Genomic DNA, 22,109 nt, shown 5'->3' with positions numbered 1-22,109 from the left:
TGATGAAAAAATCATTAGGGGATGTATGATGGTACAAACAGAAACTTTTATGCCAATAATTTTGGGGACAGATAACAACGCCTATGGAATTGCGCGTTCACTGCATGAGGCTTTTCACATCAAACCAACTTGTTTTGGCCGTGGAAATCTGATCATGACTAGGGATTCAAAAATTCTAAACGTTATTGTCAAACACTTTACTAACGATGAGGAATTCGTTAACGCACTTAACGAAACAGGTAAGGAATTAAAGAAAACCTATCAACACTTGATTATAATTGCTGCCAGCGATCAATACGCTGAACAAGTAATTCGTAATAAAAGTCAGCTTGAGGGTCTTTTTGACGTTCCTTTCATTGATCAGGAATTGCTCACTTCATTAACTCACAAAGATAAATTCTATAAGTTAGCTGAACAAACAGGCTTACCAATTCCAGGTACACAGTTAATCACTGCTGACAATTATCACAACTTTATTTCTAAATTCGACTTTCCAATAGCTTTAAAACCAGCAAATACAACTGAATACCTTGGATTACACTTTGATGGAAAGAAAAAAGCCTTCATCCTTGATGACGCTGACGAATTAAGTTCAACAGTCGATAAAATCTATCAAGCTGGATATTCTGACACGATGATCTTACAAGAGTTCATTCCTGGCGATGATAGTCATATGCGTACGTTAAACGCCTATGTAGATCACAACGGACAAGTACGTATGATGGTACTAGGTCATCCTGTCTTAGAAGATGTAACACCTAATTTAATAGGTAATTATGTTGCCATTGTTAATGACTACAATGAAAAACTTTACAAACAAATAAAGAACTTTCTTGAAACAATTAAATTTCATGGATTTGTTAATTTCGATTTGAAATATGATGCCAGAGACGAAGAATTCAAAGCTTTTGACGTTAACGTACGTCCTGGTCGTTCTAGTTATTTCACAACTGCCAGTGGTTACAATATTTTTGCAGAAGTTGTTAATGACCTAGCATTAAATAAACCCTTTACTGAAACAGTTGCTGCTAAAGCTGATCATTTATGGCTCGGAGTTCCAAAGAAGCTGGCCGTAAAATATATCGAAAACGATAAGATCAAAGCTAAAGTTAAAAAATTGATTCAACAAAAGAAGTATTCTTATACGCTCTACAATTCACTAGATAAGTCCATCAAACGTAATTGGCGACTTTATAAGTATTACCACCAATATTGGCAACGATATCAAACGTATTTTACTAACAAGGAGAACCTATAATGCCTGTACTTACAAAAAATGATCCAGAAATAAAGAAATATCAAGATTACATCAAGGGAGCTGATTTTACTTCAATTACTCAAACACTCGAATGGGGACACGTTAAGAGTAACTGGGATGGCTTTTATGTTTATTTAGGTGATATCGACAACCCTACTGCTGCCATGTCAATTTTAACTATCAACGGACTTGCATATTGTTCAAAAGGTTACGTTGGTGATGATTTCAACGTTGATACTTTAGACGCTTTAGTTGCTGAAGCTGACCCTGTTTTAAAGGAAAACAACTGTTTCCTATTAAGAATCGATCCTGAAGTTCCATTTAACGAAAAATTAGATAGTAAATTAGCCGATCATGGCTACACTTTGAGAAATAGAAATCTTCCATTAAGTGAAGCACACAGTACTATCCAACCTCGTTTCAACTTTGTTATGGATATTAAAGATGCTGATCCAGAAGATATTTTAATGTCATTCCATTCTAAGACACGTTACAACATCCGTTTAGCTAAACGTAAGGGTGTTACTATCGAAAGTGGTGACACACAGGAATTCATGGATCAATTCTATGAAACTTACAAAGTAATGAGTGACCGCCATGACATTACATACCGTCCTAAAGCATATTTTGATCGTATGGTAGAAGCATTCTCTGGTAAAGATATGATGAACATTTACTTAGCTTCTGTTGATGGCGAAGTAATTGCCGGATCAATTTGTTTTGAATATGGTGATAAAGCTTGGTACATGTATGGTGGAAGTTTAAATTCTCACCGTAACTTTATGGCACCACATCTTCTACAATGGGCCATGATAGAACATGCCATTGCGGATCACAAAGAACGTTATGACTTTGGTGGGATCTTTGGATTTGACGTAAGTGACGGTCTATACAAATTCAAACATGGTTTCTTCAAGGATAGTAAGTATCTAGAATATATTGGTGAAATCGATCATGTCTTAAATAAAAAACGTTATGATGGATTTGTTAATAAGTAATAAAATGACTGAAAAAAATGATCAACTAAGCCAAGCAAAAAAGCTAATAAAAGATTTATACAACTCGACGACTGATAGTCGATTACAAGGACCGTTATTTAAAGCTTACAAACGTCTCGATGAAGGCGCTGACGTTAGTGACCTAACAGCACGTGCGGCCAGTGCCGTTAATTATCTTCGTATTACCTATAAACTCGTCTTTACACCTCAACAAGAGAAATCGTGGCGCGAACTTAGAGATATGGGTTCAGCCGCTATCATGTATCATGATTCTAAGAATAATCTGTTGGACTTGAGTGAGATGTAAAAAAACAGTCACCGTTTTTTCGGCGACTGTTTTTCTATTCTCTTTCAAATATTTCGTAAAAACTATTATTACTGGAACGAATCATAATATGTTCCTTATTAGGATTATCATTATCCACCGGTACTCCTTTAGGGGAAAATTCAATTGTATACAGTTGCGCCCCAATTGTCGCACTTACATTAAGTGATTCTGACTCATCAAAGGTAGCTGGCTCAGATTCATTTCGATCTGTAAAATATGTTACTCCGCCATCTTTTTGATTCATTGAAATTTGACTATCATTGATTTTATTTTTTGTAATATTTAACTTTTGACCAGTCAATGGCATCTCATGAACTCCTTGACCATCATGTGCACTTCCACCTTCAGAGATTTCTTTCCATGAACCCAGATGTAAAAAAAGCGCCTAGACTATGATTGGTCTAGGTGCTTTTTCGTCAATTTTTTATTACTTATTTGAACCAACGTGATATCTTTTTCGTTGATAACTAAATCCCTCACCAAAAACTTCATGTGCATCAAGTACCGTAACAAAAGCTTTGGAATCAATAGACTTGATCAGTTTTTTAACTTGCGGCACTTCACGTGGTTGAATCATCAGATAAATAATTTTCTTTTCATCATTTTTATATCCACCTTCAGCGTTCAGATAAGTTAGACCACGTTCAAGTTTAACATCAATTAACTTAGCAATTTCTTGATGTTTATCCGATATAATGAACAATGCTTTGGCACGATTAGGACCTTCCTGTACTAGATCTATCATTTTGGCCAATACGTAACTAACGATCAATGAATACATTATGTGATAAAAATCCAAATATGAAAGTGATAAGAACAATACCAAATAGTCTATGATTAAAATTCCCTTACCAGATGACATACCAAATTTCATCTGACCAATACGTGCGATGATATCACTACCACCAGTTGTACCGTTATAACGGAAAACCAGTCCAATTCCAAATCCGGATAATACTCCGGCTGAAAGGGATGACAATAATAAATCATGCTTAAATGGTAATGGACCAATGATAGTCTGATGAGACCAGAACATTAAAAATAGTGATAAACAAACGGCCCCATAAAGCGTGTAGAACATGATACGCTTTCCTAAATAACGAAATCCAATTAGTATCAGTGGAATATTAAGTACTAAAGTACTCACGCCAAGATTGATATTAAAGAAATAACGAATGATCAAGGTAATCCCGCTCAGGCCACCGTCAGCTAAGCCATTGGGAACAGAAATCATATCCAAACTAAAGGCATAGATGGCACAACCTATGGTGATCATTAATAGTTCCAAACTATTATCTCTAGTCCACCACTTAAAATTCATGTCTTTTCCCCCAATATTGTAATTTAAGCTTTTAATAATAGTGTACACTGAATTACTTTTAAATATAGTGTGAGGGATGGATTGGAGGTGATTTGGAGTGGGAAAATATTGAATTTATGTATCTAGATTGAATTTCATATCTAAATTAAGAATTTAATTACATAAGGCTCTTATGTTTCGATATTGTATAAACTGTCATTAATCAGATTGTTTAAATAGATTCACAATCATATTTTGGTAAAGCCTAGAGTTATATTTATCAGTATCATAACGAAAGCCCAGCTTTTTCATAATATCAATTTCTATATCTCCAGTTTCATTATACGTTTCAGACATCACAAGTCGCATCTCTATTATGCCAATCCTAATTTTCTTAGAATATTCTAGAAAACATTCAAGATATTTACTAAAAATAAATACATAATTTTCTAAATCTATGAATGGTCTATTTTTTATCAAGCCAAAATTTATAATAGTTAATTTAGGTATACTGATAAACTCAAATCGCATGTTACCACTTAAATAAAATCTTCTATTAGAACTATATTGCATTTGAAAATTCATAGATCTATTGCCTGAATAAACTTCATATTTTAACGATGGTAGATTACAAGCCTTTATCTTAGAGTCCAAAATAGATATATTTTCATTGGTGAATCCATTAGGATCGTCTGAAATTATTAATTTATAAACTTTTGAAAGTAATTCATCACATTTAACATTTAAAACTCCACTCAATGCAAATGATACATCTGAAGTTATATTGGCTCTAGAATTATTATAAATTCTACTGATTGTACCTCGTGATACTTCAGAATACTCACTTAATTTTGAAATAGAAATTTGCCGTTCAGCCATGATCCCTTTTAAATTATTATGAATTTCTACATTTTTTTGCTTTTGATGTTCCATATATATACATTCCTCCAAAAGGAATTTAACAACTGTATTAATTATTTTTCAATTGTCAATATATTGACGCCTTTACATAATTATTAGTATTTGGTTTTAAAATCTCTATTATCCACGCCTAAGATCGGGTCAATGAAGAAAGTGATTTATAAATAATTTCATTTAAATTAACTAAAGAAATATAGACAAGTATCCAGATTTCAACTGAATACTTGTCTATATTTTTTTACATTTATATTCTAGAATACAAAGTTTGATTTATTTCCACTCGAGACTACCAGAAAACCGAATGAGCTCAAATAGACGTTGTTCAAGTATTTTGAATTTTAATGAATTTAATTGTATCACAAGAAACAGTTTTGGAAGCGGCATAGGAATTGCACGATAACTTGGAGAAAAGTTCATATCAACAGTAAGCGTAGACCTCTCAATGGCCATTGCCAACACCTTGGTCAACTTCCTGGTCAAACCACCTAGCACCTGCATCTATTCAATGATTTGCATTGGACTAACAATGGAATGTAGATGAAGAAAGTGGACGGCAAGGTCGCCTTCTCTGTATTGAGCACAGTGTAGATCTGGACATCGGTGGCTCTGGCTATAGTCCCGCTCGATCTAACTAATCATAACTACGGCATAACGCATAAGATTCTCTGTTAAGTACTTTGATACTGACAGCAGCATGAGTGTGGTATCGCAATATACCCTGACTCTTTCCAGGCAAAGTAATAATTGGATTATCACTGATAGTATTTAAAAAAACCGGTACGACCTTTCACGCTAAAACTAGTGTAGTTGGACGTGTCGAGTTCTGTCGTTTTTCTGGTTGTATAGCGGAGTTGCAGCTACGAACTTTACGAATGATTAAGTAAGGTAGGTAGTCGAAGATGAAGGTTAAGGTGACAATCTTGGTGAGTAGTCTACCCATCTGAAACATGTCGGAGCTTGCTAATACTGCGACCGTGAGTATCCGGCTAAGCGTGTAATTAAATATAAGAACCACCTACAATACAATCATTTTTACTAAAAGTGTTACTTAAGAGACATTTTTGTTCTCTTTTGTCTCTTTTGGCACACTTAAGAGAAATATTGATTCTACCCACAAATTGATATTGATTGTATGATCATGTCATCAACTAATCGGAGGCACATCATTGACCAATCAAATTAAGATCCACGTTTTGCACACTGGGCTAGTTAAAGTCGACAAAGCTTTACCCTTTCACGGCATATATCGCAATCCACTTGCTTTCACCGGATTATTTCGTTCAGAGAAAAATCAAATCACCTTGCCTGTCTCAAGTTATCTGATTGAACACCCCAAAGGCTTAGTCCTAATCGATACTGGATGGAACAAACAAGTCCGCACGAGCAACTGGGCAGAGCTAGGTCCCCAAGTTCAGATTAACACAGGTTATCTACCAAACGGATGGGCGGTTGATGAACGTTTAAAGGCTTTAGGCTATCAACCTGAAGACCTCGATTATGTCCTATTAAGTCATCTGCACTGCGACCATGTCAGTGGTTTAAAACATGTCGCTAAAGCAAAAAAAATTTTGGTGTCCTCCCCGGAATGGCGCGTTGCCAATCATCTTCCACTAGTTTACCTGCCAAGTGAATGGCGCGGCATTAACGTTCAAACCTATCAATATAAAAATACTGGCGTCGGGCCTACTGGCGAAAGCTTTGATGTCTTCGGCGATGGTAGTCTACTTCAAATTCATACCCCAGGTCATGCAACGGGAATGTCTTCCACAATGGTGCGCGGTCGAGACGGCCAGTATGTCCTACTGGCCGCCGATGTTGGTTACGCTACCCGTTCATGGGAGGAAATGTTAACACCAGGCATCTGCACTAGCCGCAAAGCTGCGATCACCAGTTTAGGATGGGTTCATGAAGTGGCAAATGATCCACACTGCATTGAAGCCCTTGCAAATCACGATACCAACACCAATCAGCACCTGATCACGCTTCCGTACTAAGTACCAGATTAAACAGTTGATTCATGAAATGAGAAATCACCTCTGGTTGACCATGTCGCAAAGACCAACTGATTGCAGTCAGCGCAGTGGTCGAATATAATTCAATGGCAAATTCTTTAGGAATCGCCAAGGTCATCTGCGGCAACAGTGCTTGCGCATGGTGCGCCAGACTATCAAGATAGCAGTCACTAAGATTGCTATCTTTTTCATGAACTTGTAGCAGACAAACAATAGCCTGCGCGTCACTTTTTAATTGCTGATACAGTGCTAGTAGAGGTTCATCTCGCGTGATATCTGTTACACGCTTATCTAATAATTGATCGAATATAGTGGCACGTTGCGTGACCATCTCATCAAGTAGTGCATACTTATCGACATAATGATGATAGAAGGTACTGCGCCCAACCAACGCTTGAGTGCAAATATCATTTACCGTTATTTCAGAAAAGTGCTTTTTAGTAAGATTCATAATCAATCCAGCTTGAATGTCACGTTGACTTTTGAATTGACGTAGATCTGTCATCTTATTACCCCCAGTAAATTGTTCAACAGATATCACGAAATACACATTTTGACAGTTTCATATAAAAGAATCGGGAGTCAATACTTAACTCACTTTATTATATATAAAAAGGTTCCGTAATTACGTGCTTGTGAAAAAAGCGTCGATTTTCCAACACGAAATCTGGTGTTCTTTTGTAGATACTGCAATTATCGTTTTAAATTAACGTCGCCCAGTCTACGACACCGTGCTGGAAGCTGCTACGCTCCAGTAAAGAACTCAACTTTACTTGTGCTAGTTCTGTGTTAAACGCCGACTGTGCGTCCGAAAAAGCATGATTAACTATTTCTTGACTTTGTGCAATGTGAACTTCGTCTCCGGGAAAAACGCGATTAGCTAAGTTCAACTCAGGCATAATTAGCTGATCCGTGGCATCCACTGCAGTACAAACGTCCAATAAGGAAACTGCCGTAATGTCACATCCTAGGGTGAAACCGCCATCTTTACTGGCACTAGAGTTAACCAGTTCTGCAACAACTAGTTTACGAAGAATTTTTTTAAGGTACGAGTCCGACACCTCTAGTCGTGTACTAAGCACCTGACTTTTGATTGGTGTATGTCCTTTTTGCAATGCCAACATCAACATCACGTACACGCCTTGCTCAACACTACGGTTAATTTTCATCAATTTTCTCCGCTGCACCATAAGCAAGCAGTTGATTCAGTAAGTCGGCAATAACTGTCTCAATCTTAACTGGACGCATGTTATGAACGAATAATCCCAAAAACTTTAATAAGGGTACCATTTTAGTCATCGAATCTCTGCGCCCTGCACCATACACTAACGTTGGTTCAACATATGCCAGTGGTACTGAGCTAGTCTGGAGCTGACGAATCAGTTTGTCCTTCGTTTGAAGAAATGCTTTAGGTCCTAGCTTCCCACCGATGAAGCCCATGACATGAGCACCATACTGTTCCGCAATTTGCTGCATCACTTGTGCGGGAATATCGTTAACACGAACAGACTTAAAAGCATCTTTCTCCGGTCGTCCAATTAAGTCAACCACGTAATCAACTTGAGCAGGGATCACTGATTTAACTGCTGAAAAATCTGTGACATTAACCGCTATGTTTGTCACTCCCTCCATATTCATTGAACTACGCCCAGAACGCGACAAAATAACAAATTGCGCACTTGGATCCAACTCATGCCATTGTCGTGTCAATTCTTTTCCGAGATAACCATTACCACCTAAAAGTAAAACTGTTGAGACCAATTTCTCTCCTCCTAATTCCGTAGATATATAAAGTCCTTAGATGTATAATATCCATAGAACATATCATTGTCAAGCAATTAAGTTACTGAACATAATAACATCCTTACATGGTTAAACTGCATCCGCAAATTACCGATTACCTTGGAAGGAACCATCATGACCCGCATTCATATCCAACTTTCTCAACCCCACTGAACGCAAAAGCGCTTGAGCTTCTTTCCGATTGGAAGAAAGCACAAGCGCTTGAGTGTAAAACTGATTTTGTTCTGTTCTACCGTTCGACGGCTAGAACAGATGTGGTGCAGATTTAAAACAACGCTGTTACCACCAGAAGTTGCACAAGCAGGTAGGTAGCCATCAAAACGTTGATATAAAAGTTCTTATAAGCTAATTTCGCCTATTCCCACTCAATAGTTGCTGGTGGCTTAGAAGTAGTGTCATACACTACACGATTGACATGATCTACTTCGTTTACGATTCTTACTGAGATTTTTTGAAGCACATCCCAATCGATCTTAGCGAAGTCAGCCGTCATACCATCGATTGATGTAACGGCACGAATTCCGATCGTATAATCGTATGTTCTACCATCACCCATAACACCGACACTTCTAAAGCCTGGTAATACTGTAAAGTATTGCCAGATTTCTTTATCTAGGCCGGCTTTTTTGATCTCGTCACGCAAGATATAATCTGAGTCACGAACGATTTTAAGCTTATCTTCGGTCACTTCACCGATAACACGGATTCCAAGGCCTGGCCCTGGGAATGGTTGGCGCCAAACGAGGTCATGTGGCATGCCTAGTTTTTCACCTAATTCTCGAGTTTCATCTTTGAACAATGTTCTCAATGGTTCGATCAACTTGAATTGCATGTCATCAGGAAGTCCACCGACATTATGATGAGACTTGATTGTTTGAGCGGTACTTGTACCACTTTCGATAACGTCTGTATAAAGTGTTCCTTGGGCTAAGAAGTCGATACCATGTAACTTAGTAGCTTCTTCGTCAAACACTTGAATAAATTCGTTACCAATGATCTTACGTTTCTTTTCAGGATCAGAAACTCCTGCTAATTTGTCCAAGAAGCGTTTTTGAGCATCAACTTTAACGATGTTCAAACCAAATTTACCTTCAAGACTTGCCATAACTTGATCGGCTTCGCCTTTACGTAATAGACCATGATCAACGAAGATACTTGTTAGTTGTGTACCTATTGCTTTATGCAATAAGACACCAACAACAGATGAATCAACACCACCAGAAAGTCCTAAAAGAACCTTTTTGTCGCCAACTGTTGCACGAATTTTTTCGATTTGTTGGTTAATGAAGTCATCCATTGACCAGTTAGCTTCTGCTTCACAAACATCAAAAGCAAAGTGCTTTAAAATGTCCATACCGTATTCAGTATTTCTAACTTCTGTATGGAATTGAACACCGTACATTTTACGTTCATCATCAGCGATTGATGAAATTGGTGCATTCTTACTTGTAGCGGTAACTTTAAAGCCTGTAGGAGCTTCGCGAACTAAGTCACCATGACTCATCCAAACATATTGTTTCTTAGGCAAGTCCTTAAAAATAGCTGCATTTTCATCAGTCACTTCGATGTCAGCTTTACCGTATTCACGATTATCAGCTGATTCTACCTTACCACCCAAGTTGTAAGCCATTAGTTGCATACCATAACAAATACCAAGCATAGGAATGCCTAGTTTGTAGATATCTTGGTCAATTGAAAAGGCTTCTTTATCATAAACCGAGTTTGGTCCACCTGATAAAATAATACCTTTTGGATTAATTTCTTTAATTTCAGCGGCAGTGATTGTGTTTGGAAGTAATTCAGAATATATGCCAATATCTCTGATTCTACGAGTGATCAATTGATTGTATTGACTACCGTAATCCAAAACAATGATGCTGTCTGCATCTGGCCATTGTTTGTTCAAATCCAATTTCCCCCTAGTTTGATTTATTTTATTGTATCTAAAATCCTACCTCATGTCACTTTTTACTAGTACTTACGTAAATAAATTTTATCAATTTGATGATCATCTGATTTATGTAAGATCAAATCGGCTCGTGTTTTGGTAGGTCGGATGTAATTCAACAAATTTGGATAATTAATATTTTGCCAAACATCCTTTGCCATTTGCAGTGATTCTTTTTCAGGAAGCTGTGTAAATTGATAATAGTAACTATTTGGATCATTCCTTGCCAAACTCAACAGCATTTCAAAACGAGCTAAAAACCACTTCTCGATATTTTTGACGTCAGCGTCTATATAGATGGAGAAATCAAAAAAATCACTCATAAAAATTCTGGTATTCTGAGTCAATTGCAGTGCATTGATACCTTCAACGATCAAAATATCAGGACTATCGATCTCTTCATATTTATCAGGGATAATATCGTAAATATTATGTGAGTATAATGGATAACGAATTGGACCGCTCTGTGTTTTAACATCACTTAAAAACTTCAAGAGTTTTGGCATATCATAAGTTTGTGGAAAGCCCTTTTTATCCATCAAGCCCTTTTCTTTCAAGACTTTACTAGGATACAAAAAACCATCCGTTGTCATTTGGGCGACTGTATATTGCGGATAAGCCCTCTCAAGCATGATTTTCAACAATCTGGCAGTAGTGCTTTTACCGACAGCAACTGATCCAGAGACTCCTATAATGAAGGGAACTTTTTTATTGGAGTGGTCCAAAAAGTCATTCTTTAGCTTAGTTAATTTTCGATAATTCTTCAAATAGATATGAAGTAGATGGCGGACGGGAGCATAAACAGACCTAACATCTTCAATTGAGATTTCATCATCAAGTGATTTAATCTTGCGCAATTCGCCGTTAGTGATAGCCTGTTTATTATATTCGCCATGGAAGTGCTTCCATTCCTCACGGGAGAATTCGTTATAGTTCGACAATTCTTTCATAATTATGAACCTACTTACCTAATAGTTAATTAACTTTTACCAATTTTCTGGTATTCTAGTATAGTATAGAACATTTTTTAGAAGGAACACATATGAAAAAAATAGTATTATTCGGAGATTCGATTTTCGCCGGTTATTCAGACGGAAAAATCACTGATGCATTGACCGATCGTATCAGTAAGCATTTTCCTGAAGACAAAGTGATAAACTTATCGATCCCAGGATATAAGACTAGTAATGCTGTTTCAAATATTCAACAGAATATTTTGGATCTGCATCCCGATTTATTGATTCTTGGCTTTGGCGCTAACGATATCTCAACTAGCGACGAGATCAAGCCCGGAAAGTTTGCTTCAAACCTATCAACTATCATCGATACCGTTGGCAAAGATAAAATCGTTTTACTTTCACCGCCATACACAGATTGGCACAAAGTACCTAGTCGTCCTTGGACCAGACAATTGCAATTTGATTTAGTCACTGAACACATTGGAAAAGAGTCAGATATTGCTTATATTGATCTATTGCACGAAATGTCTAATTCCAATTCAGTTCAAAAACTATTGCAGACTGATGGTTTGCACTTCACCAGCAAAGGTTACAACCTATTAGAAGAATTATTAGTACCACAAATCAAACTGACGCTAGCCAAACAGTCTGAGCTAGTATCTAATTAAGGAGCACCATATGAATTTAAATATTCCTCAAAAATATTTTATTTTATCGTGCAATGAAAAAGGCAGCATTCGCATTTTCAAAAATACTAGACGACGTGCTTACTTGGCTGCGAGTTCCTTTTTTGATCTAGCTTTAAACGACATTATTGATCTAACCGATAATAGTGTCATCATCAATAAGGTTTTGCCAGACGATAAGACATATCTAAATGAATTTTTCCAGATCATCAATCGTAATCAGGGTAAGAGTGTGACACACGTACTCAGAGCGATGGCGACTAAAGAAAATATCACTAAACAGATCTATAACGAAATCGGTGATTCATTAGTTACAAAAGTTGATGTAACTAAGGCTACTACTGGCCTAGTTTTCAAAACTAACAACTATATTCCCGATATCAGAGTCAAACAAGAATTAGTATCCGAAGTCAGAAAAGAGATTCTAACTGCGGACAAAATTTCTCCAGAAACTTTTGCCTTATTAGTCGTACTCTATGGAAATCATGACTTAAAGACCTATTTCTCATCCTTTGAACAAAAACAGATCAAAACTAAACTTGAAAAATCTAAAGATGATCCAACTTACGAAAAATTACTTGAGTTATCAAAAAGATTAAGCAGAGTTATTTTGACATTATTAAGTTAGACTATATTTTTCAGAAAAACTTAAATAATTTTCAATCCTCTTTTGGTGGTATCATCTAGCTGGAAGCACTAACTATGGAGGATCGAATTGAACAAAATAATTCTGTCAACAATCGCCACAGTTTTTTTGATTGCTTTTATCCCTATGGCCTCATTGCTATCTTCAAATCTTGCCATACGCAATCGCGTTCTAAACGAAACTTCAACTGTTTTGAAACAGAGCGATTCTGAAAAGTATGGTTATGATAATAAAAGCAAGAAGTTCCTAAAGTCTCACCCATATCTGTCGTTGAAAAAAATCACCGACAACCAAGGTGTTGACGATCAAGGAGAGTACTTCATTGGTCAAACCAAAAATAATAAGTTGATAAGAATCTATATTAAATTTGCCTCACCAAATAATCGTATGGATGACTTCAACCCAGTTCTGCGAGTGAATAAAATTCAAGTAATGCAAAACGCAACTGTCGCCTGACAGTTGCGTTTTTTATTTCCTATAATATTTTTCTGGTACTCGTTGTAATAGCTCTGATAGTTCACCAATAGCAGTAATCGTCAACTTATGCATAGCACGTGAGGCAATTGTATAAACCAATTGTTGCTCATCTTCATCAAATTTCTTTTCGGAAGCATCCCACATAATAACTGCATCGAATTCCAAACCTTTAGCTAAATATGATGGTAAAACAATTGTACCTGTGGCTAAACGTTGATTTTCAGAACGGATCCAAGTGGCTTCAATACCTTGATCCAATAACATTTTCTGCACATCTTCTGATTCTTTCAAACTCTTAGTAATAATCGCTGTTGTAAAGTGACTTTGATCATTTTCTTTTAATTGTCCAACAACATTATCCAGGGCTTCTGTTTCATTATTTGAAATCATAACATTGGGCAAATCACCATCACGATTAAATGGTTCAATTTTTTGCCCATTAGTCAGAATTGCTTTGGTATAATCCGTAATTTGTTTAGTAGAACGATATGAATGAGTCAATTGAACTACTCGAGTAGCATCAGGATCAAATAATCCTTGAACCTCTGACAATAGGGTTTGACTATTCTTCTTAGTAAAGATCGATTGATTCAAATCACCCAGCATAGTGTAACGTGCACGAGGAAATTTATACTTCAAATAGGCCAATTGGAATGGTGTATAATCTTGAATTTCATCAATAAAGACAAACTTCATATCAAGTTCACCATGTTTACCAGTTACCAAGTCATATAAGTATAAATAGGGACTCAAATTATCCATCGAAATCTGCTTATCATTAAACATCTCAATGAACTCATCGACATAGTTTTTCCATTGTTCTTCAGTAATCCCCTGTTTGCTCAAATCAGTGATTTTAGGTACAGCTCTCAAAAAGTTTAAGTAATTAGTCGAAACGCTCAAGAATCTCAAATGATTAATTTGGCTATAAACTTTTTGCATTGCTGCCATAACTATCTTACGAGCTAAGAATCTTTGCTCCTCGTCGCCATTCTTAAATTCTTGATCAGATGTATTATAAAGCATCTTCAATTGTTCTTGACTCAAATCTTCGATCTGCTCTTCAACCCACTTTGAACGCATCTCTGAGCCAACTTTACGACGCAACATCTTTTGTAGACGTTCCACTGTAGCATCCAAACGATTTCCTAAATTATATTGTTCGCCAAAACTATAATAAATTTCTGCAATTCGTTCTTTTGAAATAAAGACCTTGCCTTTGAAATTAATGTTTTTAAAACTAACTCCACTTTCATTCAGTAGCTTACCGTAATTAGTCAAAATTTTGTAAAATTCAATATCGGAAACAAATTTCGAAATATTTTTATTAACTGGATTATCTTGTTTCTCAAATCTCTGTGAGAGACTTTCCATTGAAATATTAGGTAGACGACGAGCCAAATATTGACCATATGTCATCTGAACCATATTTTGTTCACCCATTTCAGGTAAAACGTTTTGAATATAGTCATTAAATAACATATTTGGTGAAAACATAACGACCTGACTTGATGTCAAAGTTCCACGATATCTATACAATAAGAAGGCAATTCGTTGCAAAATGGCAGACGTCTTACCTGATCCGGCTGCACCTTGTACAAACAAGAGTCGTGACTTAGTATCACGAATGATCTTATTTTGTTCGGCTTGAATTGTCTTAACAATACCTTTCATGTGAGTTGAGGACTTACCATCCAAAACTTCCAAAAGCATTTGGTCGCCAATTGTTTCTTGGGTATCAAAATAGGCTTGAATTTTACCATTTTCTACTAAGAATTGACGTTTTAAGAATAACTCAACATGTTGCAATCCATCAGGTGTCTGATATTCAACATCCCCAAGTTTCCCATCATAATAGATAGAAGAAATTGGTGCACGCCAGTCATAAACCAAGAAATGATCTGCTTTATCAGTGAACGAAGTTAGACCGATATAGATTTTTTCTTTCTTAGGTTCACCCTTTTCTTGAAAATCCAATCTAGCAAAGAACGGTGTTTTTTCCAGACGCTTTAAGACGCCTAAACGTTGTTGTGATTGATGCCAACTATTATTACGCTCATCAAGCATTTGTTGCTGTGCATGAATAGATAAAGCTGCATCCATCGAAATAGCATCGCCATCCATACCTACATGGATATCATCAAAAGCATCATTAATGACTTTCAAATCTTCCTCGGCCACATTGATATGTTCTTCCAATTTGCTTTCAGAAGCTTTTATTTTTTCAACCACATCATCTAAATGTGCTTGCTCTATTTGTTTTTCATCTAATTGCTTAATTTCAGATTTTTCTGTCATATTAACCTCGAAATTTTTAGTTATATAATATTACCATTTTTATAGGCATAATTCAAAAATAGAGGCTTATCAATCCATTGGTATAACACGAATATGAGCTTAAAAAACTTTTCCAAAATTTATTAAACATTATGATAATTCTTGCCTAATAATCTGATACAATTTAGCCATCAAATCGAATACGGAGATGGACATATGCAATCACAAATCTATCCATATTTTGCTTTTAAAAATGCTAAATCAGCTATTGAATACTATCAGGAAGTCTTTGGTGCTACTGAAGTTTATCGATTAAGTCCTAAACCTGAACAGGCTAAAGAATTCGATATTCCTGAAGGCGTTAATTTAGATGATTTAACCATGCATGCTGGATTCACGATCTTAGGTATGAAAGTTGAATGTGCTGATGCTTTTACAGGAAATTCTGAACCATCAGGACAAGTTTCACTGTTACTTGATATCAACAGTGAAGATCCAGAAAGTGCTAAGGCCGCAGATGATTTTTACGAGAAATTAGAAAAATCTGATGATGTAGAAATCACTATGCCTTTCGAAGAACAATTCTGGGGTGGAAAAATGGGCGGTTTCACTGATAAGTACGGAATTAATTGGATGTTACACACATCGCCTTGGTCAAAAAGTGTAGATCATAGTTAAAAATGAATTTTAGTGCTCCAAACTAATAAATAAAAGAGCTTATTAAGTTCTTTTATTTTTTTGCAAAAAAGTACTGGACAAAGTCCAATAAATAACTATAATGGACATTGTCCAGTAAAGGAGATCGCTTATGCTTTCACAAAAAGAAATCAACGAAATACGTTCTTTCAATCGAAAATACACTGATAGATTAGGATTATTAAACAAGCAAGTATTCAATACTGACTTTAGTTTTCAAGAATCACGCGTTCTACTAGAAATCGGTAGTCACGATGAATTGACACCTATGGAAGTTGCCAACAATTTAGATATGGATGCCAGTTATACTAGCCGGATCATCAATAAACTAGTTAAACTAAATTTAGTAACTAAGCATGACTCAAAAAAGGATGCTCGTTCTAAATTTCTACTACTAACAAAAGCTGGACAAAATTTATTTGATCAAATTGATGATGACTCTAATAAACAAATTCAGCAATTAGTGGCAAATATATCCGTAAATCAACAAGAACGGCTTTATAAGTCGCTCACTACCGCCTACGATATTTTATTTGAGAATGAAAGTGAGGATTAATCATGTGGGAAATCAAAACATTTAAAGAATTATCAACTAGAGAATTATTCGATATTTATAAACTACGTCAAAAAGTTTTTGTTCTAGAACAAACTCGACTATATAAAGAAGTGGACGATCTTGATCTTGAATCCTTTCATATCTTTAAATATCTCGATAATGAATTAGTAGCCTATGCCAGAGTGTTCAAAGAAAACGATCACATCAGTTTTGGCCGAGTTGTGACTGATAATTCTCAACGTGGAACTGGTTTGGGTAAATCATTGGTACGTGAGATATTGATATTTATCAAACGTAACTTTCCTGGTTCAAGAATTGAAATTGAAGCTCAATCTTACGTCCAAGAATTCTATGAAAAATTTAAATTCGAACGTATTGGTGAAGAATTTTTATTCAACACTACACCTCATGTAAAAATGATCTTACAAATGTAAAAGCAGAGCCAACTTAAGTTGGCCCTGCTTTTTTATATAAATATTTAATTAATTTATTAAACAAAGTCTGTCAAGAATGATTTTATGCTTTAATACCGGCTTTATATTTTTTATAAAAATATAATAAAAAAGGTGCTGTTATACTCTTTTTAGCCAAAGGAGCAAACTATTAAAAAGAAAATTTTAACGATAGCACTATTAATTCTAGGGCTATCTCAAAGCCTAGAAATAACTGCAAAGGCAGAAACAATTTTTACAAGTATGCCTGATCCAAAAGATACATACTATCAACCATTTAAAAAAAGCCTATTGAACTTCAATAAAAATCTTCAAATGAAAAGCAGCTCGACTGATAATTTTTATACCTTATCTCATAACCATCCGAACCTTCAAACAAAAAATTTCAATTATCCAGATATTTGGATACGTGATGTAGCACCGGTTATAACTACTAAGATGGTTAAATTCAAATATTCCCCCAGTTATCTAAAGAAAAGCGACAGTAGTTACTTAAACCGTCAATTCACTAGATTCTTAAAAGGGAAATATCATTATATAAAATCTGATCTTATAGTCGATGGTGGTAATATCCAATGGAACGGCAAGGAGACAATTATCGCCACTAATCAAATATTCAAAGACAATCCAGATTGGTCACATACAGAAGTAATTCAAGAACTAGAAGATAAATTGAATATAAGCAAAGTCATTATTATTTCCAAAGAACCTGGAGACGTACTAGGTCATAGTGATGGTATGGTAAAATTCATTGCACCTAATAAACTATTAATAAGTGATTTTAGTTATGAACCTGGTCTTCTTCAAAAACTTAAAAAAGAAATAATCACTAAAGATCCACAAATAAAATTCATAACTGTCCCTTCCTCTTATACTGCCAAAGGCCAATATGATAAACATATTGCTTCTGCAAAAGGTTTATACATTAATATGCTAGAAACCAAAGATAATATTTATTTCCCTCAATACGGTTTAAAAAATGATACTAAGGCAATGAGAATAGTTAAAAAGAATACTAACAAGAAAATCATCCCCATTAGAATAGGCAAATTAGCCACCACTGGTGGATCGATACATTGTCTAACCTGGGAAGTCCCTTCAAGATTCTTAATTAAAAAATAAAACAGTATCCGCATACTTTGCGAATACTGTTTTTTTATTCAACCATTGCCAACCCATCAGAATCAAGAATCTTAATCTCGGAATTAGTCTTCTTTTCGATCAAGCCCTGCTTATCTAATGATGTTAACTTACGACTTATCGTCTCCGGAGTAGTACCTAGATAAGTTGCAATATCCTTCTTCTTCAAAGGCAAAACGAATTGAGCTTGCTTTAATCCAGCACCTGTTTCCAGCAAATAGTTAGCTAATCTTCCTTCAACACTAGAAGCGGCCGACTCAGTTGTCTGTTGCTCCATCTTTACTAGACGCTTGCCAAAGGCATTCATCATGTTTAGTGCTAAATCAGGTGAAGCCTTCATCATATTTTGGAAATCAGAGCGATGTATCTGACAAACATTTGTATCCATTAGAGCTTGGGCAAAACTTGTTCTATCTTTAGAAGTAAACAAGGCTGCCTCACCATCAAAATCTCCAGTTTGGAGGACTCGTAACATCTGTTCACGACCATTGGCAGAAATTTGGAAAACTTTGGCCTGACCATGGGCCACGATCGTCAAAGTATCAGCGGCATCTCCTGCTGAAAAAATATATTCTCCAGCTTTGAAATGGCGATCAGATACTAATGTAGAAATCTTTGCTAAGTCTTCTTCTGGTAGTGATTGAAAAATCGTTACTAGATCTAAACAGTCATCTGCTGTTTCTTCATCATGTCCGTGAACTTTTGTCATTTGTCTATCCTGCTTTCTGTTGATTTATTTTGGCTTTGAATTTTTTTCTGAAACGAGTTCCAGAAAGGCAACCCTCTGCGCTTACTGAAACGAGCTACACGAGACAACTTCCTGCGCTTACTACGAATAACGAGTATGGCAGAAATAGCCATACTCGTTATTCTAGGTAATGCTCAAAAGTTTAACGTCTCGTTTTACTCTCTAGTCTTCGTCATCCTCATCATCTTCGAATCCTTCTTTAGCACTATTGCCAAGTAAAGCTTGATAAATACGGATCTGGTGATTATTCCAGCCAAGCAATTCTACTAATACTTGAGCCATGAATGGACGATCTTCATTTCCTGCTAATTTGATTGCACGTGTCACAAACATATTATCAGTTGCGAAGTCATTTACAACTGTTTGGATCATGGCTTCTGAATCCAAGTATTTATTTGCACCGTTTTCTTCGATCATTGTGTAGTCTGAATATTCTTTCATTGTTGATGGTGGTAATTCACCTTCATCCAATAATTGATCGGCTATTTTGTCAAACCAAGCGTTATTTTCGTCGATAGTGTCATTTAAAACTGATTTATAGTTTTCAGCATTGGGACCTTTAACAAACCATTTTAATTGATGCAATTTAACATTGATATATGCGTGATTTGAAACAATATGTCCCGTCATGGCGCCGGCCGTTGGTTTATGATGATCTGCATCGGCTTGTTTTTGCTCTTCAGCAAATTTCTCGTCAATTGTTAATTCTGTCATTATGCAACTTCCTTTGTCTTGATTTTTTTAACTTCATATCCTAATTCAGTAATAACTTTACCTAAATCTTCACCTGAAACTTTTGATTCATCAATGTTGGCTTTTACTTTACCGGCATTGAACATGACCTTAACATCTGAAACTCCGTCTTGATTTTGAACTGCTTTTTGAATCTTTGTCATACATGATGGGCATGTTAATTCGCCTAATTGTAATACTACTTTTGCCATAATTGATTTCCTCCTAAATGTCTTTAACTATCTTACAAGTCCTATATTAGTATTTTTTATGCAGTCTTCACTTGATTTAAATCAAGTTTTGAAGATTTATTGAAACTTTTTATTCTTAATAATCTCATAGCATTAAAGATAACGATCAAGATACTGAATTCGTGGACAAACATCCCACTTGCCATATGGATAACTCCGACTAATAAACCTAATAGTAATAGTGCAACGGTACCTACGGCAATAATGATATTTTCCTGCGTATTAGCAACTGTCTTTTTAGCTAGTACGTATGCATGTGCCAAAGCGTCAAAGCTTGATTTAACTAATACAACGTCAGCTGTTTCAATAGCAACATCTGTACCTGTACCCATACCAATTCCGATATCGGCCGTAGCTAGTGATGGTGAATCATTGATACCATCTCCAACAAAGGCTACGTGATGCCCTTCATCAGTAAATTTCTTAACAAAATCAACTTTTTGCTCTGGTAATAATTCAGCATGAACTTCATCAACTGGTAATCTGTCAGCAACATGTTGAGCTGCGGCCTTATTGTCACCGGTAAGCATGACAACACGTTTGATACCAGCCTTCTTTAGAGCTGTTAATCCTTCAAAGGCATCTGATCTTAATTGATCATTAACACCAACAACTAATTTCAAATCTTTATCCACGGCCATAAGCACAATTGAATCACCTTGGTTAACACGATCATTCATAGCTTGTCTAACGGCATCTGATATTTCAACGTTATTGGCCTTCATTAAACGTTCATTTCCAACTAAAATGTCTCCATCATTACTTTGTAATCCTTGACCCTTAACAGTATCAAGCTCTGGTAAATTTTTTGTTGCTGTAACATTTTCTGATTCAATATATTTAACGATTGCGCGACCCAACGGATGATCTGATGTACCTTCGACGGCACTAAGTAATGCCATGTCTGAGGCCTTATCATTTCCAAAATGGGATAATTCTGTAACGCTCATTTGACCAGTTGTTAAAGTACCAGTCTTATCAAGTACTAATGTATCAACTTTAGAGAAGGTATTTACGGCATTTCCACCCTTCATCAAAATACCATTTTTAGCACCGTTACCAATTCCGGCAACATTTGAAACTGGAGCACCGATAACCAAGGCTCCAGGGCATCCTAGAACTAGAACAGTGATTGCTAATGGGAAGTCTCTTGTAAAGATCCATACTAAAATCCCGATAACTAATACTGCTGGTGTGTAATATGTAGCAAATTTATCAATAAATCTAGCTGCTGGGGAAGCACTATCTTGAGCTTCTTCAACAAGTTCAATGATTTTACCAAAAGTTGTATCTTCACCGACCGAAGTTGTTTCAATCGTGATAGTCCCGTTATCCGTTAATGATCCAGCAAAGACCTTGTCACCAATAGTTTTTTCAACAGGTGTCGATTCACCAGTGATCGAAGCTTCATTCATATAACCTTTACCTTCGATGATTTTTCCATCGACTGGTATCTGACCACCTGGTTTAACAATAACGTGGTCACCTTCATCAACGTCATCAACGTCAACTGTTTCAATATTTCCATCTTCATCAACAACTTCTGCAGTTGTTGGAGCCATTTTTGTCAAATTCTTAACTGAGGAACGGGTCTTTTGTAAAGTTCTTTGTTCCAAATAACTTCCGAATAAGAATAAGAATGTAACGACAGCTGATTCTTCATATTCACCAATAACGAAAGCTCCAACTACAGCAATCGTTACAAGTAGTTCAATACTGATAACTTTATTCATTAAGGCCGTCCATGCATGTAAGAATACCGGAATGGCACCGATGATACTTGCGATGATCATGGCCGTCGTAGCGACGATTGGTAATTTCAATAAGTAGTCCGAGATTAAACTGATTACGATTAAGATTGCGATTGCCGCAGTCATTTGATTTTGATGTTTCTGAACCCATATATTAAATTTCATATTTT

General features: G+C 36.0%; 24 protein-coding genes. 11 read left to right on the top strand and 13 right to left on the bottom strand.

The features are described from left to right. The first annotated feature begins 28 nt into the window (after positions 1-28). From EKM64_RS05675 to EKM64_RS05665, 3 genes are read left to right on the top strand one after another with little or no spacing between them, the layout of a single operon-like run. Positions 29-1,258, top strand: coding sequence for a carboxylate--amine ligase (locus EKM64_RS05675; protein ID WP_125676484.1), 1,230 nt, complete (start codon positions 29-31; stop codon positions 1,256-1,258). Beyond that, positions 1,258-2,256: a lipid II:glycine glycyltransferase FemX gene (locus EKM64_RS05670; protein WP_125676482.1), complete on the top strand. Its 999-nt coding sequence runs from the start codon at positions 1,258-1,260 to the stop codon at positions 2,254-2,256. The genes EKM64_RS05675 and EKM64_RS05670 overlap by 1 nt, the downstream gene beginning before the upstream one ends. Then, entirely contained in the window at positions 2,234-2,563 is a 330-nt protein-coding gene (locus tag EKM64_RS05665; protein ID WP_164505305.1) for a hypothetical protein, read from the top strand. Before EKM64_RS05670 ends, EKM64_RS05665 begins: the two co-directional genes overlap by 23 nt. A gap of 34 nt (positions 2,564-2,597) precedes the next feature. Here the strand turns inward: EKM64_RS05665 and EKM64_RS05660 are convergent, their stop codons facing one another. The 3 genes from EKM64_RS05660 to EKM64_RS05650 form a co-directional block, all read right to left on the bottom strand. After that, complete coding sequence (locus EKM64_RS05660) at positions 2,598-2,891, bottom strand: hypothetical protein (protein ID WP_125676478.1); 294 nt, start codon at positions 2,889-2,891, stop codon at positions 2,598-2,600. A 120-nt stretch (positions 2,892-3,011) separates the two neighbouring features. After that, positions 3,012-3,905 (bottom strand): YitT family protein, encoded by an 894-nt coding sequence (locus EKM64_RS05655; protein WP_125676475.1) that lies wholly within the window; start codon positions 3,903-3,905, stop codon positions 3,012-3,014. 198 nt (positions 3,906-4,103) lie between these two features. After that, positions 4,104-4,817, bottom strand: a complete 714-nt coding sequence (locus EKM64_RS05650; protein WP_125676473.1) for a helix-turn-helix domain-containing protein — start codon at positions 4,815-4,817, stop codon at positions 4,104-4,106. Between the two features lie 1,154 nt (positions 4,818-5,971). On the opposite strand from EKM64_RS05650, the gene EKM64_RS05640 reads away from it, so the two are divergent. After that, positions 5,972-6,799, top strand: a complete 828-nt coding sequence (locus EKM64_RS05640) for an N-acyl homoserine lactonase family protein (protein ID WP_125676471.1) — start codon at positions 5,972-5,974, stop codon at positions 6,797-6,799. Here EKM64_RS05640 and EKM64_RS05635 read toward each other — a convergent pair. The 5 genes from EKM64_RS05635 to coaA form a co-directional block, all read right to left on the bottom strand. Beyond that, positions 6,783-7,322: a TetR/AcrR family transcriptional regulator gene (locus EKM64_RS05635; RefSeq protein WP_125676469.1), complete on the bottom strand. Its 540-nt coding sequence runs from the start codon at positions 7,320-7,322 to the stop codon at positions 6,783-6,785. The genes EKM64_RS05640 and EKM64_RS05635 overlap by 17 nt on opposite strands. Positions 7,323-7,518: 196 nt before the next feature. Then, positions 7,519-7,941, bottom strand: a complete 423-nt coding sequence (locus EKM64_RS05630; protein ID WP_404825358.1) for an Rrf2 family transcriptional regulator — start codon at positions 7,939-7,941, stop codon at positions 7,519-7,521. A 34-nt stretch (positions 7,942-7,975) separates the two neighbouring features. Then, positions 7,976-8,578 carry an NAD-dependent epimerase/dehydratase family protein gene (locus tag EKM64_RS05625; protein ID WP_164505304.1) on the bottom strand — a complete coding sequence of 201 codons (603 nt, stop codon included), beginning with the start codon at positions 8,576-8,578 and terminating at the stop codon, positions 7,976-7,978. A gap of 397 nt (positions 8,579-8,975) precedes the next feature. After that, a complete protein-coding gene (gene guaA, locus EKM64_RS05615) occupies positions 8,976-10,526 on the bottom strand; it encodes a glutamine-hydrolyzing GMP synthase (RefSeq protein ID WP_125676461.1) in 1,551 nt (516 codons plus the stop codon). A 65-nt stretch (positions 10,527-10,591) separates the two neighbouring features. Beyond that, positions 10,592-11,518 (bottom strand): type I pantothenate kinase, encoded by a 927-nt coding sequence (gene coaA, locus EKM64_RS05610; RefSeq protein ID WP_125676459.1) that lies wholly within the window; start codon positions 11,516-11,518, stop codon positions 10,592-10,594. A gap of 92 nt (positions 11,519-11,610) precedes the next feature. Here coaA and EKM64_RS05605 point away from each other — a divergent pair, with 92 nt between their 5' ends. From EKM64_RS05605 to EKM64_RS05595, 3 genes are all read left to right on the top strand, one after another. Continuing rightward, a complete protein-coding gene (locus EKM64_RS05605) occupies positions 11,611-12,195 on the top strand; it encodes an SGNH/GDSL hydrolase family protein (protein ID WP_125676458.1) in 585 nt (194 codons plus the stop codon). 10 nt (positions 12,196-12,205) lie between these two features. After that, on the top strand, positions 12,206-12,841 hold the full coding sequence (locus tag EKM64_RS05600) for a GPP34 family phosphoprotein (RefSeq protein ID WP_125676456.1): 636 nt from the start codon (positions 12,206-12,208) through the stop codon (positions 12,839-12,841). 87 nt (positions 12,842-12,928) lie between these two features. Continuing rightward, entirely contained in the window at positions 12,929-13,315 is a 387-nt protein-coding gene (locus EKM64_RS05595; protein WP_125676455.1) for a hypothetical protein, read from the top strand. A gap of 12 nt (positions 13,316-13,327) precedes the next feature. Here the strand turns inward: EKM64_RS05595 and helD are convergent, their stop codons facing one another. Continuing rightward, positions 13,328-15,634 (bottom strand): RNA polymerase recycling motor HelD, encoded by a 2,307-nt coding sequence (helD, locus tag EKM64_RS05590; protein ID WP_125676454.1) that lies wholly within the window; start codon positions 15,632-15,634, stop codon positions 13,328-13,330. Positions 15,635-15,829: 195 nt separating this feature from the next. On the opposite strand from helD, the gene EKM64_RS05585 reads away from it, so the two are divergent. The 4 genes from EKM64_RS05585 to EKM64_RS05570 all read left to right on the top strand — a co-directional run bounded on the left by EKM64_RS05585 (position 15,830) and on the right by EKM64_RS05570 (position 18,439). Continuing rightward, positions 15,830-16,291 (top strand): VOC family protein, encoded by a 462-nt coding sequence (locus EKM64_RS05585; protein WP_125676453.1) that lies wholly within the window; start codon positions 15,830-15,832, stop codon positions 16,289-16,291. Positions 16,292-16,421: 130 nt separating this feature from the next. Further along, a complete protein-coding gene (locus EKM64_RS05580; RefSeq protein ID WP_125676452.1) occupies positions 16,422-16,865 on the top strand; it encodes a MarR family winged helix-turn-helix transcriptional regulator in 444 nt (147 codons plus the stop codon). A 2-nt stretch (positions 16,866-16,867) separates the two neighbouring features. Then, the gene (locus EKM64_RS05575; protein ID WP_125676451.1) at positions 16,868-17,299 is read left to right on the top strand and encodes a GNAT family N-acetyltransferase; all 432 of its coding nucleotides are present in this window, start codon (positions 16,868-16,870) and stop codon (positions 17,297-17,299) included. A 261-nt stretch (positions 17,300-17,560) separates the two neighbouring features. Beyond that, positions 17,561-18,439: an agmatine deiminase family protein gene (locus tag EKM64_RS05570; protein WP_125676450.1), complete on the top strand. Its 879-nt coding sequence runs from the start codon at positions 17,561-17,563 to the stop codon at positions 18,437-18,439. A 34-nt stretch (positions 18,440-18,473) separates the two neighbouring features. On the opposite strand, the gene EKM64_RS05565 is transcribed toward EKM64_RS05570, so the two are convergent. The 4 genes from EKM64_RS05565 to EKM64_RS05550 form a co-directional block, all read right to left on the bottom strand. Then, on the bottom strand, positions 18,474-19,166 hold the full coding sequence (locus tag EKM64_RS05565; protein WP_125676449.1) for a Crp/Fnr family transcriptional regulator: 693 nt from the start codon (positions 19,164-19,166) through the stop codon (positions 18,474-18,476). 201 nt (positions 19,167-19,367) lie between these two features. Beyond that, positions 19,368-19,919, bottom strand: coding sequence for a ferritin-like domain-containing protein (locus tag EKM64_RS05560; protein ID WP_125676448.1), 552 nt, complete (start codon positions 19,917-19,919; stop codon positions 19,368-19,370). Further along, positions 19,919-20,149, bottom strand: coding sequence for a heavy-metal-associated domain-containing protein (locus EKM64_RS05555; protein ID WP_125676447.1), 231 nt, complete (start codon positions 20,147-20,149; stop codon positions 19,919-19,921). Before EKM64_RS05555 ends, EKM64_RS05560 begins: the two co-directional genes overlap by 1 nt. A gap of 56 nt (positions 20,150-20,205) precedes the next feature. Next, positions 20,206-22,104, bottom strand: a complete 1,899-nt coding sequence (locus EKM64_RS05550) for a heavy metal translocating P-type ATPase (RefSeq protein WP_125676446.1) — start codon at positions 22,102-22,104, stop codon at positions 20,206-20,208. Between the last annotated feature and the right edge of the window lie 5 nt (positions 22,105-22,109).

This window comes from Companilactobacillus keshanensis (genome assembly GCF_003946205.1).
GTDB lineage: Bacteria > Bacillota > Bacilli > Lactobacillales > Lactobacillaceae > Companilactobacillus > Companilactobacillus keshanensis.
Note: the sequence above shows the minus strand (reverse complement) of the source record. Positions and strands in the feature narration are given on the sequence as shown.

Excerpts from the sequence above, each read along its gene's own strand:
- EKM64_RS05570 (WP_125676450.1), top strand. The coding sequence starts at position 17,561 with ATGCCTGATCCAAAAGATACATACTATCAACCATTTAAAAAAAGCCTA.
- EKM64_RS05650 (WP_125676473.1), bottom strand. The coding sequence starts at position 4,817 with ATGGAACATCAAAAGCAAAAAAATGTAGAAATTCATAATAATTTAAAA.
- EKM64_RS05665 (WP_164505305.1), top strand. The coding sequence starts at position 2,234 with ATGATGGATTTGTTAATAAGTAATAAAATGACTGAAAAAAATGATCAA.
- EKM64_RS05635 (WP_125676469.1), bottom strand. The coding sequence starts at position 7,322 with ATGACAGATCTACGTCAATTCAAAAGTCAACGTGACATTCAAGCTGGA.
- EKM64_RS05675 (WP_125676484.1), top strand. The coding sequence starts at position 29 with ATGGTACAAACAGAAACTTTTATGCCAATAATTTTGGGGACAGATAAC.
- EKM64_RS05550 (WP_125676446.1), bottom strand. The coding sequence starts at position 22,104 with ATGAAATTTAATATATGGGTTCAGAAACATCAAAATCAAATGACTGCG.
- EKM64_RS05630 (WP_404825358.1), bottom strand. The coding sequence starts at position 7,941 with ATGTTGGCATTGCAAAAAGGACATACACCAATCAAAAGTCAGGTGCTT.
- EKM64_RS05670 (WP_125676482.1), top strand. The coding sequence starts at position 1,258 with ATGCCTGTACTTACAAAAAATGATCCAGAAATAAAGAAATATCAAGAT.
- EKM64_RS05580 (WP_125676452.1), top strand. The coding sequence starts at position 16,422 with ATGCTTTCACAAAAAGAAATCAACGAAATACGTTCTTTCAATCGAAAA.
- coaA (WP_125676459.1), bottom strand. The coding sequence starts at position 11,518 with ATGAAAGAATTGTCGAACTATAACGAATTCTCCCGTGAGGAATGGAAG.
- EKM64_RS05600 (WP_125676456.1), top strand. The coding sequence starts at position 12,206 with ATGAATTTAAATATTCCTCAAAAATATTTTATTTTATCGTGCAATGAA.
- EKM64_RS05565 (WP_125676449.1), bottom strand. The coding sequence starts at position 19,166 with ATGACAAAAGTTCACGGACATGATGAAGAAACAGCAGATGACTGTTTA.
- EKM64_RS05585 (WP_125676453.1), top strand. The coding sequence starts at position 15,830 with ATGCAATCACAAATCTATCCATATTTTGCTTTTAAAAATGCTAAATCA.
- EKM64_RS05575 (WP_125676451.1), top strand. The coding sequence starts at position 16,868 with ATGTGGGAAATCAAAACATTTAAAGAATTATCAACTAGAGAATTATTC.
- EKM64_RS05605 (WP_125676458.1), top strand. The coding sequence starts at position 11,611 with ATGAAAAAAATAGTATTATTCGGAGATTCGATTTTCGCCGGTTATTCA.
- EKM64_RS05560 (WP_125676448.1), bottom strand. The coding sequence starts at position 19,919 with ATGACAGAATTAACAATTGACGAGAAATTTGCTGAAGAGCAAAAACAA.
- EKM64_RS05555 (WP_125676447.1), bottom strand. The coding sequence starts at position 20,149 with ATGGCAAAAGTAGTATTACAATTAGGCGAATTAACATGCCCATCATGT.
- EKM64_RS05655 (WP_125676475.1), bottom strand. The coding sequence starts at position 3,905 with ATGAATTTTAAGTGGTGGACTAGAGATAATAGTTTGGAACTATTAATG.
- helD (WP_125676454.1), bottom strand. The coding sequence starts at position 15,634 with ATGACAGAAAAATCTGAAATTAAGCAATTAGATGAAAAACAAATAGAG.
- EKM64_RS05660 (WP_125676478.1), bottom strand. The coding sequence starts at position 2,891 with ATGCCATTGACTGGTCAAAAGTTAAATATTACAAAAAATAAAATCAAT.